Annotated in this window: 15 protein-coding genes, 2 tRNA genes, 2 rRNA genes and 1 pseudogene; 18 read left to right on the top strand and 2 right to left on the bottom strand. The window is 46.6% G+C overall.

The window, feature by feature from the left end:
• The first annotated feature begins 9 nt into the window (after window positions 1–9).
• The 9 genes from BN1938_RS09675 to BN1938_RS09635 all read left to right on the top strand — a co-directional run bounded on the left by BN1938_RS09675 (window position 10) and on the right by BN1938_RS09635 (window position 6,740).
• A complete protein-coding gene (locus BN1938_RS09675; RefSeq protein WP_050640387.1) occupies window positions 10–1,188 on the top strand; it encodes a phosphoribosylaminoimidazolecarboxamide formyltransferase in 1,179 nt (392 codons plus the stop codon).
• Window positions 1,189–1,209: 21 nt separating this feature from the next.
• Window positions 1,210–1,716 carry a YcxB family protein gene (locus tag BN1938_RS09670; protein WP_050640386.1) on the top strand — a complete coding sequence of 169 codons (507 nt, stop codon included), beginning with the start codon at window positions 1,210–1,212 and terminating at the stop codon, window positions 1,714–1,716.
• 19 nt (window positions 1,717–1,735) lie between these two features.
• Window positions 1,736–2,161, top strand: a complete 426-nt coding sequence (gene tsaE / locus BN1938_RS09665; protein WP_050640385.1) for a tRNA (adenosine(37)-N6)-threonylcarbamoyltransferase complex ATPase subunit type 1 TsaE — start codon at window positions 1,736–1,738, stop codon at window positions 2,159–2,161.
• Window positions 2,162–2,254: 93 nt separating this feature from the next.
• Window positions 2,255–3,439 (top strand): bifunctional tRNA (adenosine(37)-N6)-threonylcarbamoyltransferase complex dimerization subunit type 1 TsaB/ribosomal protein alanine acetyltransferase RimI, encoded by a 1,185-nt coding sequence (locus BN1938_RS09660; protein ID WP_050640384.1) that lies wholly within the window; start codon window positions 2,255–2,257, stop codon window positions 3,437–3,439.
• A 143-nt stretch (window positions 3,440–3,582) separates the two neighbouring features.
• Window positions 3,583–3,816 carry a hypothetical protein gene (locus BN1938_RS09655; protein ID WP_025656175.1) on the top strand — a complete coding sequence of 78 codons (234 nt, stop codon included), beginning with the start codon at window positions 3,583–3,585 and terminating at the stop codon, window positions 3,814–3,816.
• 1 nt (window position 3,817) lies between these two features.
• Window positions 3,818–4,735, top strand: coding sequence for a ribonuclease Z (locus BN1938_RS09650; protein WP_050640383.1), 918 nt, complete (start codon window positions 3,818–3,820; stop codon window positions 4,733–4,735).
• A 22-nt stretch (window positions 4,736–4,757) separates the two neighbouring features.
• Window positions 4,758–5,786, top strand: coding sequence for a tRNA (adenosine(37)-N6)-threonylcarbamoyltransferase complex transferase subunit TsaD (gene tsaD / locus BN1938_RS09645; protein WP_050640382.1), 1,029 nt, complete (start codon window positions 4,758–4,760; stop codon window positions 5,784–5,786).
• Between the two features lie 56 nt (window positions 5,787–5,842).
• Window positions 5,843–6,553 (top strand): 2-C-methyl-D-erythritol 4-phosphate cytidylyltransferase, encoded by a 711-nt coding sequence (ispD, locus tag BN1938_RS09640; RefSeq protein WP_050640381.1) that lies wholly within the window; start codon window positions 5,843–5,845, stop codon window positions 6,551–6,553.
• A gap of 101 nt (window positions 6,554–6,654) precedes the next feature.
• Window positions 6,655–6,740 (top strand) — tRNA-Ser (locus BN1938_RS09635).
• Window positions 6,741–6,912: 172 nt separating this feature from the next.
• Here the strand turns inward: BN1938_RS09635 and BN1938_RS09630 are convergent.
• Entirely contained in the window at window positions 6,913–7,635 is a 723-nt protein-coding gene (locus BN1938_RS09630) for a LysR family transcriptional regulator substrate-binding protein (protein WP_242843855.1), read from the bottom strand.
• 66 nt (window positions 7,636–7,701) lie between these two features.
• Window positions 7,702–7,809, bottom strand: a pseudogene (locus tag BN1938_RS23915) (LysR family transcriptional regulator); the annotation flags it as partial.
• A 320-nt stretch (window positions 7,810–8,129) separates the two neighbouring features.
• Here BN1938_RS23915 and BN1938_RS09625 point away from each other — a divergent pair.
• The 9 genes from BN1938_RS09625 to rrf all read left to right on the top strand — a co-directional run bounded on the left by BN1938_RS09625 (window position 8,130) and on the right by rrf (window position 15,703).
• A complete protein-coding gene (locus tag BN1938_RS09625) occupies window positions 8,130–9,557 on the top strand; it encodes a non-oxidative hydroxyarylic acid decarboxylases subunit C (protein WP_050640379.1) in 1,428 nt (475 codons plus the stop codon).
• 33 nt (window positions 9,558–9,590) lie between these two features.
• A complete protein-coding gene (locus BN1938_RS09620; RefSeq protein WP_275891926.1) occupies window positions 9,591–9,824 on the top strand; it encodes a non-oxidative hydroxyarylic acid decarboxylases subunit D in 234 nt (77 codons plus the stop codon).
• Window positions 9,825–9,959: 135 nt separating this feature from the next.
• Entirely contained in the window at window positions 9,960–11,342 is a 1,383-nt protein-coding gene (locus tag BN1938_RS09615) for an SLC13 family permease (RefSeq protein WP_050640378.1), read from the top strand.
• Window positions 11,343–11,495: 153 nt separating this feature from the next.
• Window positions 11,496–12,074: a UbiX family flavin prenyltransferase gene (locus BN1938_RS09610; protein ID WP_050640377.1), complete on the top strand. Its 579-nt coding sequence runs from the start codon at window positions 11,496–11,498 to the stop codon at window positions 12,072–12,074.
• Entirely contained in the window at window positions 12,067–12,450 is a 384-nt protein-coding gene (locus BN1938_RS09605; protein ID WP_050640376.1) for a prenylated flavin chaperone LpdD, read from the top strand. The genes BN1938_RS09610 and BN1938_RS09605 overlap by 8 nt, the downstream gene beginning before the upstream one ends.
• 96 nt (window positions 12,451–12,546) lie before the next feature.
• Window positions 12,547–13,149 (top strand): isopentenyl-diphosphate Delta-isomerase, encoded by a 603-nt coding sequence (gene idi / locus BN1938_RS09600; RefSeq protein ID WP_082202931.1) that lies wholly within the window; start codon window positions 12,547–12,549, stop codon window positions 13,147–13,149.
• 302 nt (window positions 13,150–13,451) lie between these two features.
• Window positions 13,452–13,541, top strand: a tRNA-Ser gene (locus BN1938_RS09595).
• A gap of 423 nt (window positions 13,542–13,964) precedes the next feature.
• Window positions 13,965–15,497 (top strand): 16S ribosomal RNA (locus tag BN1938_RS09590).
• 88 nt (window positions 15,498–15,585) lie between these two features.
• A 5S ribosomal RNA gene (rrf, locus tag BN1938_RS09585) occupies window positions 15,586–15,703 on the top strand.
• The last annotated feature ends 47 nt before the right edge of the window (window positions 15,704–15,750 follow it).

Raw genomic sequence — 15,750 nt, 5'->3', positions numbered from 1 at the left:
ATGGATAAAATGAATGAATTAGAATTGAAATATGGCTGTAATCCGAACCAGAAGCCGTCCAGAATCTATATGGAGGATGGCAGCGAACTGCCGATCAGGGTGCTTTGCGGACGCCCGGGTTATATTAACTTTCTGGATGCGTTCAATGGCTGGCAGCTGGTCAGTGAACTGAAGAAGGCCACCGGCCTGCCGGCTGCGACCTCATTTAAACATGTGTCTCCGGCAGGGGCTGCCGTAGGGCTTCCTTTGGATGAAACACTGGCTAAGATTTACTGGGTAGAAGACCTGGGTGAGCTGTCTCCTCTGGCATGCGCATATGCGAGAGCGAGGGGAGCCGACAGGATGTCCTCTTTTGGTGATTTTATTTCCCTGTCTGATGTCTGCGATGCGGACACCGCAAGGCTGATTAAGAGAGAGGTGTCAGACGGTGTGATTGCACCCGGTTATGAGCCGGAAGCTCTTGAGATTTTAAAGCAGAAGAAAAATGGCAACTATAATGTCATAGAGATTGACCCGAACTACGTTCCGGCTCCGTTGGAGCGCAAAGAGGTATTTGGAATTACATTTGAGCAGGGAAGGAATGAACTGAAGATTGATGAGGAATTCTTTGCAAATGTAGTTACAGAGAATAAAGACATTCCGGAATCAGCCAAAATGGATCTGGCGATTTCAATGATTACGTTGAAGTATACTCAGTCCAACTCCGTATGCTATGTAAAAGACGGGCAGGCAATCGGCATCGGGGCAGGGCAGCAGTCCCGGATTCACTGTACAAGACTGGCAGGACAAAAAGCAGACAACTGGTGGCTGCGTCAGTGCCCCAAGGTACTGGAACTGCCGTTTAAAGATGATATCAGGCGTGCAGACAGAGACAATGCCATTGATCTGTACATCGGAGAGGAATATATGGATGTCCTTGCCGACGGCGTCTGGGAGAATACATTTAAAGAAAAACCAGAAGTATTTACCAGGGAAGAGAAGCGCGAATGGCTTGATAAGCTCACCGGTGTGGCGCTTGGTTCTGATGCATTCTTCCCCTTTGGCGATAATATCGAGCGCGCTTACAAAAGCGGCGTAAAGTACGTAGCTCAGCCGGGGGGCTCAGTGAGAGACGACAATGTAATCGAGGCATGCAACAGGCATCAGATGGCGATGGCATTTACAGGACTGCGTCTGTTCCATCATTAGAATCGTTTGAAAGGATGGGCTATGTCAGTCAGATTTGAGATACGAATGACGCAGCAGGTAATGTATAGTTTTATGCTGCATCATAATTATACACAGCTGTCAGGGATACTGGAGGTAGTTTTTGGCACTGTGATTTTGGCGATGGGGCTGAAGCAGGCGGAGTCCGGAAAGACTGCGGGTGCGGTGCTTTTATTTTTCATCACAGCACTTGTATTTGCGTATCCGCCGGTTATGCTCCGGATACGGGCAAAACGCCGGGTGGAGAATACGCCCGTATTTAAAAAGCCTTTGTGTTATGAACTTTCCGACAACGGTGTCAAAGTGATACAGGAAGACCGGGAAAACGAGAACCCCTGGCAGGACTTTCAACGGGCGGTTTCCACTGGGCAGGCGCTTGTGCTGTATATGGATAAAAGCCGTGCCGTTATCTTTCCAAGGAATCAGATCGGAGAGAAATGGGCGGCTGCGGCAGAGATGATCTCTACCCACATGCCGCCGGACAAGGTTCGGATCCGGCAGGTAAATTAAGCTTGAAAGAGGGGAGAATATGGTATTGGAATCAAGAAGTGCCGAACAGACATTTCAAATCGGCGTCAGGCTGGGGCAGAAGGCGAAGCCGGGACAGGTATATACCCTGACCGGCGATCTTGGTGTGGGCAAGACCGTATTTACCCAGGGATTTGCGAAAGGGCTTGGGATTGAGGAGCCTGTGTGCAGCCCTACGTTTACAATCGTTCAGGAATACGGGGAAGGGCGGCTGCCGTTTTACCATTTTGACGTCTACCGCATCGGTGATGTGGAGGAGATGGATGAAGTGGGTTACGAGGATTATATTATGGGCCAGGGCGTTTCTCTGATCGAGTGGGCCGGCCTGATTGAAGAGATCCTCCCGGAAAATCGTACGGAAGTGATTATAGAAAAAGATCTGGAACAGGGATTTGAATATCGCAGAATAACGATCGAAGAGATGTAGGGATAACAAACGGGGGCAGACGGGTGCTGGCCCCTTTATGTAGCAGTTCAGGCCTGCCTGAACTGTTACCCCTTTATAGAGAGGAAGTATGACATGCGGGTATTGGCAATTGACAGCTCCGGGCTGACCGCCACGGTGGCGGTAGTGGAGGAGGACAGAACCATAGCGGAATATACGATTGACTATAAAAAGACCCATTCACAGACACTTCTGCCTATGATTGATGAAGTGGCAAAGATGGTGGAACTGGATCTTGCTTCCATAGATGCAATCGCAGTGGCGGGGGGGCCGGGCTCTTTTACGGGTCTGCGTATCGGCTCCGCAACGGCGAAAGGGCTGGGGCTTGCACTGGAGAAACCCTTGCTGCACATTCCCACGGTGGACGGCCTGGCATATCAAGTCTACGGATGTGAGGATATCATATGTCCGATTATGGACGCGCGCAGAAATCAGGTATATACCGGGATTTATACATTTTCAAAAAAAGCGGGCAGGAAAGAGGGGACCAATCGGGTGGAACCCTGCTTTCAGGTGCTGAAGATGCAGATGGCGGTATCCATAGACGAACTGCTGCGCCGCCTGAATGCGTATGGAAGGCCGGTGGTGTTCCTGGGGGACGGTGTACCTGTGCACAGAGATGTGATCGATAAGTATATTCAGGTGCCGTATTCCTTTGCACCGCCCTATATGAGCCGCCAGCGTGCAGCAGCAGTAGGGGCCCTGGGGATACAGTATTACAAGGCCGGAAAGATTGAGACTGCCGGGGAGCATCAGCCGGAGTATCTCCGGGTGTCGCAGGCCGAACGGGAACGTGCAGAGCGGGAAAAACAGGCCGAGCTGATCATCCGGTATCTGAGGGCGGAGGATGCGGCTGCTGCAGCTGAGATGGAGCGGCAGATATTTTCGGATCCATGGAGCGAGACAAGTGTGCTGGACACCATCAATCAACCGCAGACAATCTGTATAGCAGCAGAAAAGGCGGGAAGGCTTATAGGATATATGCTGGCTTACGAGGCTGCGGGAGAAGCAGAGATTGTCCGCATTGCAGTGGAGAAAGAATCCAGGCGGCAAGGGGCAGGCAGCCATCTGATGCTGAAACTGGAAAATATATGTGAAGAAAGAAAGATCAATAAAATACTTCTGGATGTGCGGGAGAGCAACGCGGCGGCACGCACCTTCTATGAAGAAGAGGGGTTTGCGGAGGATGGCATCAGGCAGAATTTTTACGATGATCCGAAGGAAGATGCTGTGCTGATGAGCAGAAGGCTGGGAAGATAATCGGCAGATGCCAGGGCTATATGCATGGGGATGCAAATAGTTACGGTAATTGAGGAAGCACTTCCCAGTATGAAATCAGCTCAAAAGCCGATATAATGAAGGCGTAACAAAAGTGAAATGTACACAACACAGGAGGAATTTGTATGCGCCAGTATCAAGTAAAAGAAACAAAAGAAGTAAATAAAATTATCTGCAATAAATGCGGAAAAGAAATACCGGTCGTAAATGGGCATGCGGAGGAAGGCATCCTGAGTGTGGATCATACATGGGGATACTTTTCGAATAAGGATGGAGAGAGACATTCCTTTGATTTATGTGAATCCTGCTATGATGAGCTCCTTGCATCATTTCAGATACCGGCAGAAATAGAGGGATAATATGTTAGATGTATGTTTACTCGGAAGCGGCGGCATGATGCCGCTTCCTTATCGGTGGCTGACTGCCCTGATGACGAGATTTAACGGCAGCAGTCTGCTGATAGACTGCGGAGAAGGGACACAGATTGCGATCAAAGAAAAAGGCTGGAGCTTTAAGCCAATTGACGTCATCTGTTTTACACATTATCACGGCGACCATATCAGCGGGCTTCCGGGACTGCTTCTCACGATGGGAAATGCGGACCGGAGGGAACCCCTTACTCTGATTGGCCCCAAAGGACTGGAAAGGGTTGTGAATGCGCTGAGAGTCATCGCGCCGGAGCTTCCGTTTCCGATTCGTTTTTTAGAAATAGAAGGGGCGCAGCAGACATTTGAGATGAACGGCTACCGCCTGAAGGCATTCCGTGTGAACCATAATGTACTCTGCTACGGATATACACTGGAGATCGACAGGGCCGGAAAGTTTGATATAGAAAGAGCGAAGGCGCAGGGGATACCTATGCAATGCTGGAATCCGCTGCAAAAGGGTGAGACCGTGGAACTGGACGGAAGGATTTTGACGCCGGATATGGTTCTGGGCGCTCCGCGTAAAGGAATTAAAGTTACCTATACAACCGATACAAGACCGACGGAGTCCATCCGGGAAAATGCAAAGGATTCGGATCTGTTTATATGTGAAGGGATGTACGGAGAAAATGAGAAAGCTGCAAAAGCGGTAGAATATAAGCATATGACCTTCTATGAGGCGGCACAACTGGCCAGGGAAGCGCAGGTGGGGGAACTTTGGCTGACGCACTACAGTCCATCCCTTACCAGGCCGGAAGAGTATATGGATGATGTGAGAAAGATCTTTCCGGCGGCAAAGCCCGGCAAGGACAGAATGTCTGTGGAACTGGCATTTTCTGAGAATCAGCTTTGAAGCGGGTAATAGGAGGCACATTATGAAAGAAATTCGAAATATTAATATACTTGCAATTGAGAGTTCCTGCGATGAAACTGCGGCCGCGGTTGTGAACAATGGCCGTGAAGTGCTGTCGAATGTGATTTCATCCCAGATTGAGCTTCATAAGCTGTATGGCGGCGTGGTGCCCGAGATTGCATCCAGAAAGCATATTGAAAAGATCAATCAGGTAATAGAACAGGCTCTTAAGGACGCCAATATGACGCTGGATGATATCGATGCGGTTGGAGTGACATACGGCCCGGGACTTGTGGGCGCGCTTCTGGTGGGAGTGGCGGAGGCTAAGGCAATTGCCTATGCAAAGAAGCTTCCCCTGATCGGCGTACATCACATAGAAGGACATATTTCTGCAAATTATATTGAACATCCCAGCCTGGAACCGCCGTTTTTATGCCTGGTTGTGTCGGGCGGGCATACGCATCTTGTCTGCGTAAAAGAATACGGTAAATATGATATTTTAGGACGCACGCGGGACGATGCGGCAGGAGAAGCCTATGATAAAGTGGCGAGGGCCATCGGTCTCGGCTATCCGGGAGGGCCGAAGATTGACCGCCTGGCAAAAGAAGGGAATCCGGATGCAGTTAAATTTCCAAGGGCTCATATAGAGGGCGCGCCTTATGATTTCAGCTTCAGCGGACTGAAATCAGCGGTTCTGAATTATATCAATGGCTGCCAGATGAAAGGACAGACCTACAATCCGGCAGATATTGCCGCCTCTTTCCAGAAAGCTGTCGTGGATGTGCTGGTGGAAAACTCCATGAACGCGGTGGAGGAATTCAGCATGAACAAGTTTGCCATTGCCGGCGGTGTGGCATCCAACAGCGCCCTTAGGGAAGGAATGAAGGAAGCCTGTGAAAAGAGAGGAATCGAATTTTTCTATCCTTCACCGATTTACTGTACGGATAACGCAGCCATGATTGGGGCCGCCGCCTATTATGAATATTTGGCGGGAACCAGGCATGGCTGGGATTTGAATGCGGTGCCGAATTTGAAGCTGGGGGAACGTTAGGAGAGAGGATTCCTGTGCACACCCGAAAGGGGTACGCGGTAACGAGAGAGGTGTATATGGGGAAAATACATTGTACCGCCATTGTACTGGCGGCAGGGCAGGGAAAGAGAATGGGAACAAAAGTACACAAGCAGTATCTGCTGCTTGCGGATCGTCCGGTACTCTATTATTCTCTGAAAGCTTTCGAAGATTCACCGCTTATTGACGAGGTTTTTCTGATAACGGGAGCAGGGGAAGAAGAATACTGCAGGGAGAAGATCGTCAAACCGTACCATTTTACAAAAGTAAGCAGGATCATGCACGGAGGCGCGGAACGCTATCATTCTGTCTGGAACGGCCTTCAGGAACTGGAGGAACATGGTTATGTCTTTATTCACGACGGAGCCCGTCCCTTTGTGGACAGTGGAATCATCGAGAGGGCTTACGAGGAAGTCCGGGAACACAAGGCCTGCGTAGTCGGCATGCCCGTAAAAGATACCATCAAGATGGCGGATGAACACGGTAATGTGGAAACGACGCCGGACAGAAGCAGGCTGTGGATGGTGCAGACTCCCCAGGTTTTTGAAAATCATTTAGTAAGAGGTGCATATTCTATGCTGATGAGGGAAAGCTATATCAATGTGACGGATGATGCTATGGTTGTGGAGCAGATGCTGCGGTACCCCATCAGGCTGGTTTATGGTTCCTATGAGAACATAAAGATCACAACTCCCGAAGACCTGGAGATGGCAGAGGTGTTTCTGAAAAGACGCAGTGAAAAATTATAAAAAAGATATTGACATATATTTCATAAATATGCTACAATATCCAATGTCGCGAAAGCTGACAATACAATTGAACTTATTCTGCCAGGTGCAGGTAAGAGACTGGAGAGGTATCGAAGTGGTCATAACGAGGCGGTCTTGAAAACCGTTTGTCCGCAAGGGCGCGTGGGTTCGAATCCCACCCTCTCCGTTTTAGCAAAAGGTAGTGGAATCCGGTAAGGTTATCGGTTCTGCTATTTTTTTATAAGAACTGTCGGTTAAGATAAATACGAAAAAAGACGCTGCATCAATGAACGGTTCGAGCCAGAACGGTTATTGATGCAGCGTCTTTTTTATGTAAGACGGCATTGCATGTCTGATATTTAAGAAAATGATTCCTTGTCCATTTCTTGATAAGTAGATTCAAAATACTTGAAGAGCAGATTCAGAGGCTCCGATGCCGGCACGTTTTTTGGACGTACAAGGCAGATCTTTGATTTGATAGGTTTCTTAAAATGAGCCACCCTGATGTTTGGAAACACTGCGGCGGCTACTAAATTGCCCGGTATAACGGCAACACCAAAATTCGCATTTACCATGGACAGGATCTGTTCATGATGCTTATAAAGATAAGAAAATCTAGGATACAGGTTTCTTTCGTGAAATAACTGCTTAATGGTTGTGTGGAGTGAGGAGGACTCATCAAAGGAAATGAGGGGATGGTCGGCGATCTCCTCCAGTGTTACATACTCTTTATCCAAGTGCTCCATCTTATCAGGATATATAAGAACCAGTTCTTCTTCTAAATAGGTTACATATTCATATTTGGACAAGTCAAAAGAATCTGTGCGGAGAATTGCCGCATCAATCTGCCCAAACTGCATCATATTCTGCAATTCCTCCTGTTCCCGTTCCAGCAGATTTATATAGATATTGGAGGAGCCGATGAGCTTCTGGAAAAAAACAATATCATTGTTCAGGCTATATTCGTTGATGATGGGGAGTACCCCTAAAATTAAAGCCGTCTTGGACAAATTGCCATTTATCTGATTTAAGTCAGACATCATGGAGGAATAATCTTTGGAAAATTTAGTTGCATATTCCAAAAAGCGTTCACCCGCGGGAGTCAAAGAGTTTTCTTTGGCCTCTCTAATAAAAAGGGTGTGTCCAAGTTCCAATTCCAGAGCTTTAATTTGTTTGGACAAAGAAGATTGGGATATGTATAGTTCGTCGCTTGCCTGCGTAAAGGTTTTATGCTTTACAACTGCGAGAAAATACATGATCTGTGAAAGGGTCATATGCCACACCTCCGTGATTCATGCGGGATTTTATTTTATATTCTATTCGAATTTCGACAGGATATTCCTGGATTATAGGCTGGGTAATCCAGAGCACATCTCATTTGTTAAATATTATACTAAATGCGTTGATAAACCTGCAATTCCATTATGGAATAATACTCGGGAGAAATGTGAATTGCGTTTTACGGCTGAAAAAACCTATAATGAACTCGTAAACAAAAGCGCTTTGTTGAACTAAATTAACAAAATGTAACAAGAGGTTTCTAAATTAATCAGCGAATAGGTAAGGAGGAAAAGGCGTGGCAAAAGTATACAAAGACTTAAGGGAATTTCTGGCGACCCTGGAGGAAGAAGGTCAACTGGTACGAGTGAAAGAAGAAGTGATGCCTGAGCCGGATATTGCATCTGCAGGTCGTGCGGCAGCAAATATCAAAAACGGGCCGGCTGTATTATTCGAAAACATCAATGGTTATCAAGGGAAGGTAGTAACAAACGTTCACGGTTCATGGCCAAATCATGCGTTAATGATGGGCATGCCAAAAGACACACCGGTTAAGGAACAGTTTTTTGAACTGAACCGCAGATGGGATAAATTCCCGGTACCGCCAAATATTGTTGAAAGAGATGCGGCTCCATGCAAGGAAAATGTAGTGGATAAAGACATCAATCTTTTTGAAGTCCTCCCGCTTTACAGAATCAATGATCAGGACAGCGGTTTCTTTATCTCCAAGGCATCGGTGGTAACTGCTGATCCGGAAGATCCGGGCAACTTCGATAAAATGAATGTAGGTACATATCGTATTCAGGTGAAAGATAAAGACAGAATTGGTATTCAGGCCCTGGCTATGCACGATATCGCTGTGCAGCTGGAAAAAGCTGAACGTAAAAATGAGAAAGTGCCGATCGCAATTGCGCTTGGTAATAACCCGCTGGTAACCTTCATGGCTTCCACACCGGTTGGATATACGCAAAATGAATATGAGTTTGTAGGTGCGCTTCAGGATGGAGTTCCGATTGACATTGTAAAAGCTGATTTGAGTGATCACCTCTATGTTCCGGCAGGAAGTGAGGTTATTTTGGAAGGCTACATCGAGCCCCGCGTACGTGAAGTGGAAGGACCATTCGGTGAGTTCCCCGGCTCATACTCAGGAGCACGTAATCAGTGTGTTGTAAAGATTGAGCATATTACACACAGAACAGATCCGATTTTTGAGAATCTATATCTTGGTATCCCATGGACAGAGATTGATTATCTGATGGCACTGAATACTTCTGTACCTCTGTACAAACAGATTAAAGAAGGGTTCCCGGAACTGGTAGCATTGAATGCAATGTATATGCATGGGCATATCGCAATTATTTCTACCAAATGCCGTTATGGCGGATATGGAAAAGGCATTGCATTCCGTCTGTTATCCACACCGCACGGTATGCCTTATACTAAGATCGTAATTGTTGTAGATGAATATGTGGATCCATTTAACCTGGAGCAGGTTATGTGGGCAATGGCATCGAGAGTAAAACCGGACAAAGATGTTGCAATTATTCCGAACTGCCCTGGTATGCCTCTTGATCCTTCCTCTTATCCGGCAGGTATGCATACAAAGATGATTATTGATGCGACAACACCAGTAGCGCCAGAGCCGAATCCGCGTGCAGTAGAACTCCTTGAGCCCCCGGCAAAAACAGGTGAGTGGGAAGAAAAACTTCGCGAATTATTCAAATAAGACAAAAGGCATGTAAATCATCTGCAGGAGCGGATGTCTGCAATATTGAAGGAGGTAGAAGATATGACTTGTCCACGTTGTGGTAGTGACAAAATAAGAGTAATGGTAAAATCTCCGGTTGGAGATGCATGGGAAGTATACGTGTGTGAAACTTGTGTGTATTCATGGAGATCAACAGAAAATCCTGATATTCATGAAAAATTCAAATTAAATCCGGAAGAGATCCCGGAATTACAGGTTATTCCGCCGGTACCACCGCTTGATTAATGAAGTGTTCTGAGATCAAATGACGAGAGGGCCTGTTCCATTACCAGAACAGGCCTTCTGGTAAATATGGCTGAAAATGATATCAAACTACAAGAATAGTTAAATAAAAATAAATGAGTAAAAGGGGGTCTACTAATGAACAAGAAAGTCATAGGCTTTCTGGCGGGTATTGCAGTGGCGGTTGTTATTATGCTTTTACCATTATCCGGAATGGAACCAGAAGGTCAGAGATGTCTGGCATTAAGTTTAATGACCGTAGTATGGTGGGCGACAAATGTGGCGCAGTCGGGCTTTGTAGGTGGTTTTTATCTGATTATGCTGATTGTGTGCAAGGTTGCGACACCCGACCTTGTGTTTAAATCATGGTATGGTTCCTCTACCATGTGGCTTGTTATGGGAGCATATATGATTGCGGGGGCGGTAAAAGACTCCGGTCTTGGCGAACGTATTGCATATGCATTTATCAAGAAATTTGTGCGGTCTTACAACGGAATCATTATTTCGATTTTTGTGCTGACGTTTATCATGAGTGTACTGATACCACATCCATGGCCGAGAGCATTCCTGATTATGTCAGTTATGGCAGTCGTGATTCAAAGTGCTAAGATCCCGAAAGTAGATGCAGTTAAAATTGGTTTCACTGTATTCGCGGCATCGGTGCCGGTATCTTTGATTTTCCTGACCGGCGACAGTGTCATCAATCCGCTGGCTGCCTCCTATGCAGGCGACAGTATAAGCATCGGCTGGATAGGGTGGTTCCAGTATATGGGAATCCCGGCAATCGTTGCATCTGTAATTACACTGGTTCTGATTCTGTTTCTTTTCAAACCTTCTCAGCCGGTAACCATCAATCTTCAGGAAATCGAAGAAAAACAAAAAGCACAGGGGCCGATGAGCAGTTTGGAGAAGAGAACTGCAATATGGCTTATTATTGCGATTATATTATGGATGACAGACTCGATTCATGGGATTGATATCGGATGGGTCACAATGGGCGTAGCGATGTGCATGAGCCTTCCGCTTATCGGAGGAGTCCTTACTGTAAAATCCTGGGGGCAGGTACCGGTGCATGTATTGGTATTTCTGACATCTGCTATGGCGATTGGTACTGTAGGTGGGGCTACCGGTATGAATATGTGGATTGCAAATACAATTCTGCCTGAAAATCTGCCGGGAAATCTTTTCATATTAGCATTGCTGATTGCACTGATTTCAATGATCGTGCATATGTTCATGGGTTCTGTAATCGCTGTAATGGGAGTTGTTATTCCTTCTGTTCTGATCCTGACTGAATCTATGGGGATTCCACCGATTGTAACAGCACTTATCGTATATATGGCAATCGCATCACACTATATTCTTCCATTCCATCATCTGAATATGCTGGTGGGACAGGGTGAAGAAAACGGAATGTATACACAAAAGGAAACAATCCGGCTTGGCGTTCCGCTGACAGTTGTGGTATTTATTCTGGTATTAGTGGAAGTACTCTGGTGGAATATAGTAGGTCTGGTATAATACAGGACCTGGCGTTGAAAAACAGTGTGTTAACAGTAAAAGAGCCGGAACTTAAGGGACAAATTTTATAAATATGATATAGGCCGGAGCTTGTCGAAAAGTTTCCGACCTATTTCTATAAAAGAAGCTTATTAAAAGGGAGGAAGTAGAGGTATGAGAATTATTGTTGGTGTAACAGGCGCTACAGGTGTAGAGATGAGTTATTATTTGATGCAGGCTCTGAAAAGTATAGAGGGGTGTAAAATACATTTGGTATTGAGCAGCGGTGCAAAGGCAACATGGGAACTAGAAAGTGAAATCCCCATGGAGAAGCTGCTTGCCCTTGCTGATGTAGTTCACGATGAAAGAAATATGGCAGCCTCCATATCCAGCGGTTCTTTTGTGACGGAAGGCATGATTGTCATGCCCTGCAGTATGAAGTCTCTTGCGGGGATTGCAGCCGGTTATGCGGATACACTGATTATCCGTGCAGCAGATGTCTGTTTGAAAGAGGGACGCAAAGTTGTATTGGTTCCTAGGGAAATGCCTCTGAACCGCATTCACCTGAGGAACATGAAAGAAGCGGCAGATGCAGGATGCACAATTATTCCACCGGTGCTGACTTTTTATAATGGGCCAAAGACGATTGGCGATCAGATCAACCATATCGTAGGTAAGATTTTGGCACAGTTTGGGATTTCTTATGATAAGTTTGTTCCATGGAAAGGGAAGGAGGAAATACAGGATGAATGACAGCGTACTAAGACAGGAGTTGTTTAACGGGTACTATGTACAATGTGAGGTGGTCGAAATGGGAAAAGATTACATGCTGGCAGTTTACGGCGGGGATACACCGCACATAGGCAGTGTGGTTATGTCGATAGCAAGGCCGAGTCTGACCGGTGAGGGCATTGGCGTTACCTCCAGTGTGATCAACGGAACCGGGCACAAAGATGAAGACATAGGCAGATGGTTTGCAGAGAGCCTGGCGAAAAAAAAGAACTGCATTGTGATCTGCGGATGCGGAATTCATGTAGACGGCATCACTCCGGATCAGATCGGCATGGTAAAGACAAACTGTGGTGTACTCCTTGAAAAGTTATTAGTAAAGACCAGTTGTGAGAAATAGGTGGCTGGCACTAGCCATAGTAATGTGATAATATATAAATAAAAATATTTTACTATGATAATGCCGTCATATAGGAACGGTGGAATGGAGAGACTTATGGAAGGAAAACAGCGAATGGAGCCACAGGAAGGAATGGAGAGGGTTAAGGAGGATAACTTACAGGAACAGGTCGTCTTGGTGGATATGAATGACCAAAAAATTGGATGTATGGAAAAAATGAGGGCCCATGAAGAGGGGCGCCTTCACCGGGCGTTTTCCGTATTTCTGTATAAGGATGACGCAATACTGCTACAGCAGCGGGCAAAAGAAAAATATCACTGCGGCGGATTATGGACCAATACCTGCTGTTCACACCCGAGAATGGGGGAGAGCGTATATCAGGCAGCCTGCAGGCGTCTTCAGGAAGAACTGGGAATAAAGACCACGGATCTGGAAGAAATCCAGTCCTTTGTCTATCGCTATACATTTGAAAACGGATTGACTGAGTTTGAATTTGACCATGTGCTGGCAGGAGAGTACAGGGGCGCCTGGACAGAAAACCCAGAGGAAGTGGAAGCGGTAAGATGGGTGAAAATGAAAGATCTTATGTCCGATATCCAAGAAAACCCGGAGCATTATACGCCCTGGTTTATGATAGCGCTGAAAGAGGTCATGGAATACGTGAATAAGAAATTACAGGCAGGCAAAGACAGCATATAAGTGGAGAAGATTATGCCCCCGTTTCCTTCAGATTCTGTATATAATTGAGCGTCAGGCTGTTAGAAGGATCTTACGAAAAGGGTCCTGATAAAAAAAAAGGGGGCTTACTTTTCGTTTGCGTATTTAATCAAATGGCTGGTTTAAATTCCGGCTGAAAAAGAATGCCGAAGAGGGCCGGACTGCATATGGCATAAAATGTCTGAAAATTGCCGCGTAAAATGTAAAAAGAAGAAAATTAAAAAAAGATTAAAAAGGACTAGACAAGAAGGCTGGTTTCGTGTATATTTAATAGCGGACGTTTTGGAGAAGTACCCAAGCTGGCCGAAGGGGCTCCCCTGGAAAGGGAGTAGGTCGTTAATAGCGGCGCGAGGGTTCAAATCCCTCCTTCTCCGTTTGTTCTGTTTACATGGCGAAACACAGTTTCGACAGTTACAGAACGGCATATCTGAGTGTGTTAAGAAAAAATGAAAATTTTGTAAAAAAGTTTTAAAAAATGTCTTGACAAACTAGTACAGGAAATGCTAATATGTTTAAGCTGACTCGAGAGAGGACAGGCAAACAGAAAAAAAGAAAAATAAAAAAGTTCTTGACAAAGCAAAATGGACATGGTAAAATATGGAAGTTCGCTTATTGAGAACGGCAAAGAACCTTGATAATTAAACAATAGACAACAAACCCTTGAAAATTTCTTATAGAGAAAATTTTTAAGAACAGCATCATAATGATGCACCCATCACTGAGAAGTATCTCGGTGGTAAGAACAGTAAAAGGGATAGAATTAGCTAGTAGTTAATTCTGACCTGGATACAAACACTTTTAACGAGAGTTTGATCCTGGCTCAGGATGAACGCTGGCGGCGTGCTTAACACATGCAAGTCGAGCGAAGCGCTTTACTTAGATTTCTTCGGATTGAAGAGTTTTGCGACTGAGCGGCGGACGGGTGAGTAACGCGTGGGTAACCTGCCTCATACAGGGGGATAACAGTTAGAAATGACTGCTAATACCGCATAAGACCACGGTACCGCATGGTACAGTGGGAAAAACTCCGGTGGTATGAGATGGACCCGCGTCTGATTAGCTAGTTGGTAAGGTAACGGCTTACCAAGGCGACGATCAGTAGCCGACCTGAGAGGGTGACCGGCCACATTGGGACTGAGACACGGCCCAAACTCCTACGGGAGGCAGCAGTGGGGAATATTGCACAATGGGGGAAACCCTGATGCAGCGACGCCGCGTGAAGGATGAAGTATTTCGGTATGTAAACTTCTATCAGCAGGGAAGAAAATGACGGTACCTGACTAAGAAGCCCCGGCTAACTACGTGCCAGCAGCCGCGGTAATACGTAGGGGGCAAGCGTTATCCGGATTTACTGGGTGTAAAGGGAGCGTAGACGGTTATGTAAGTCTGATGTGAAAACCCGGGGCTCAACCCCGGGACTGCATTGGAAACTATGTAACTAGAGTGTCGGAGAGGTAAGTGGAATTCCTAGTGTAGCGGTGAAATGCGTAGATATTAGGAGGAACACCAGTGGCGAAGGCGGCTTACTGGACGATGACTGACGTTGAGGCTCGAAAGCGTGGGGAGCAAACAGGATTAGATACCCTGGTAGTCCACGCCGTAAACGATGCATACTAGGTGTCGGGTGGCAAAGCCATTCGGTGCCGCAGCAAACGCAATAAGTATGCCACCTGGGGAGTACGTTCGCAAGAATGAAACTCAAAGGAATTGACGGGGACCCGCACAAGCGGTGGAGCATGTGGTTTAATTCGAAGCAACGCGAAGAACCTTACCTGCTCTTGACATCCCCCTGACCGGCGCGTAATGGTGCCTTTCCTTCGGGACAGGGGAGACAGGTGGTGCATGGTTGTCGTCAGCTCGTGTCGTGAGATGTTGGGTTAAGTCCCGCAACGAGCGCAACCCTTATCTTTAGTAGCCAGCGGTTCGGCCGGGCACTCTAGAGAGACTGCCAGGGATAACCTGGAGGAAGGTGGGGATGACGTCAAATCATCATGCCCCTTATGAGCAGGGCTACACACGTGCTACAATGGCGTAAACAAAGGGAGGCGAAGCCGCGAGGTGGAGCAAATCCCAAAAATAACGTCTCAGTTCGGATTGTAGTCTGCAACTCGACTACATGAAGCTGGAATCGCTAGTAATCGCGAATCAGAATGTCGCGGTGAATACGTTCCCGGGTCTTGTACACACCGCCCGTCACACCATGGGAGTTGGTAACGCCCGAAGTCAGTGACCCAACCGTAAGGAGGGAGCTGCCGAAGGTGGGACCGATAACTGGGGTGAAGTCGTAACAAGGTAGCCGTATCGGAAGGTGCGGCTGGATCACCTCCTTTCTAAGGAAGAAAGAAGTAAAGAGTATGTTGTCTATTGTTTAGTTATCAAGAGAGTGTCTGAAGAGGACATGATCTCATAACAAAATTTTTTGGTGGCGATGCGCCTGGGGGAAACACCCGTTCCCATCCCGAACACGATGGTTAAGACCCAGACGGCCGATGGTACTGCATTGGAGACGATGTGGGAGAGTAGGTGGCCGCCAAATCTAAAAAAGAATAACAGAATGACGGAAGCGCCGTCAGTATTATATAA

Source organism: Eubacterium sp. SB2, assembly GCF_001244405.1.
Taxonomy (GTDB): Bacteria; Bacillota; Clostridia; order Lachnospirales; family Lachnospiraceae; genus Faecalicatena; species Faecalicatena contortus_B.
This window is presented reverse-complemented; position numbering and strand designations above follow the sequence as displayed.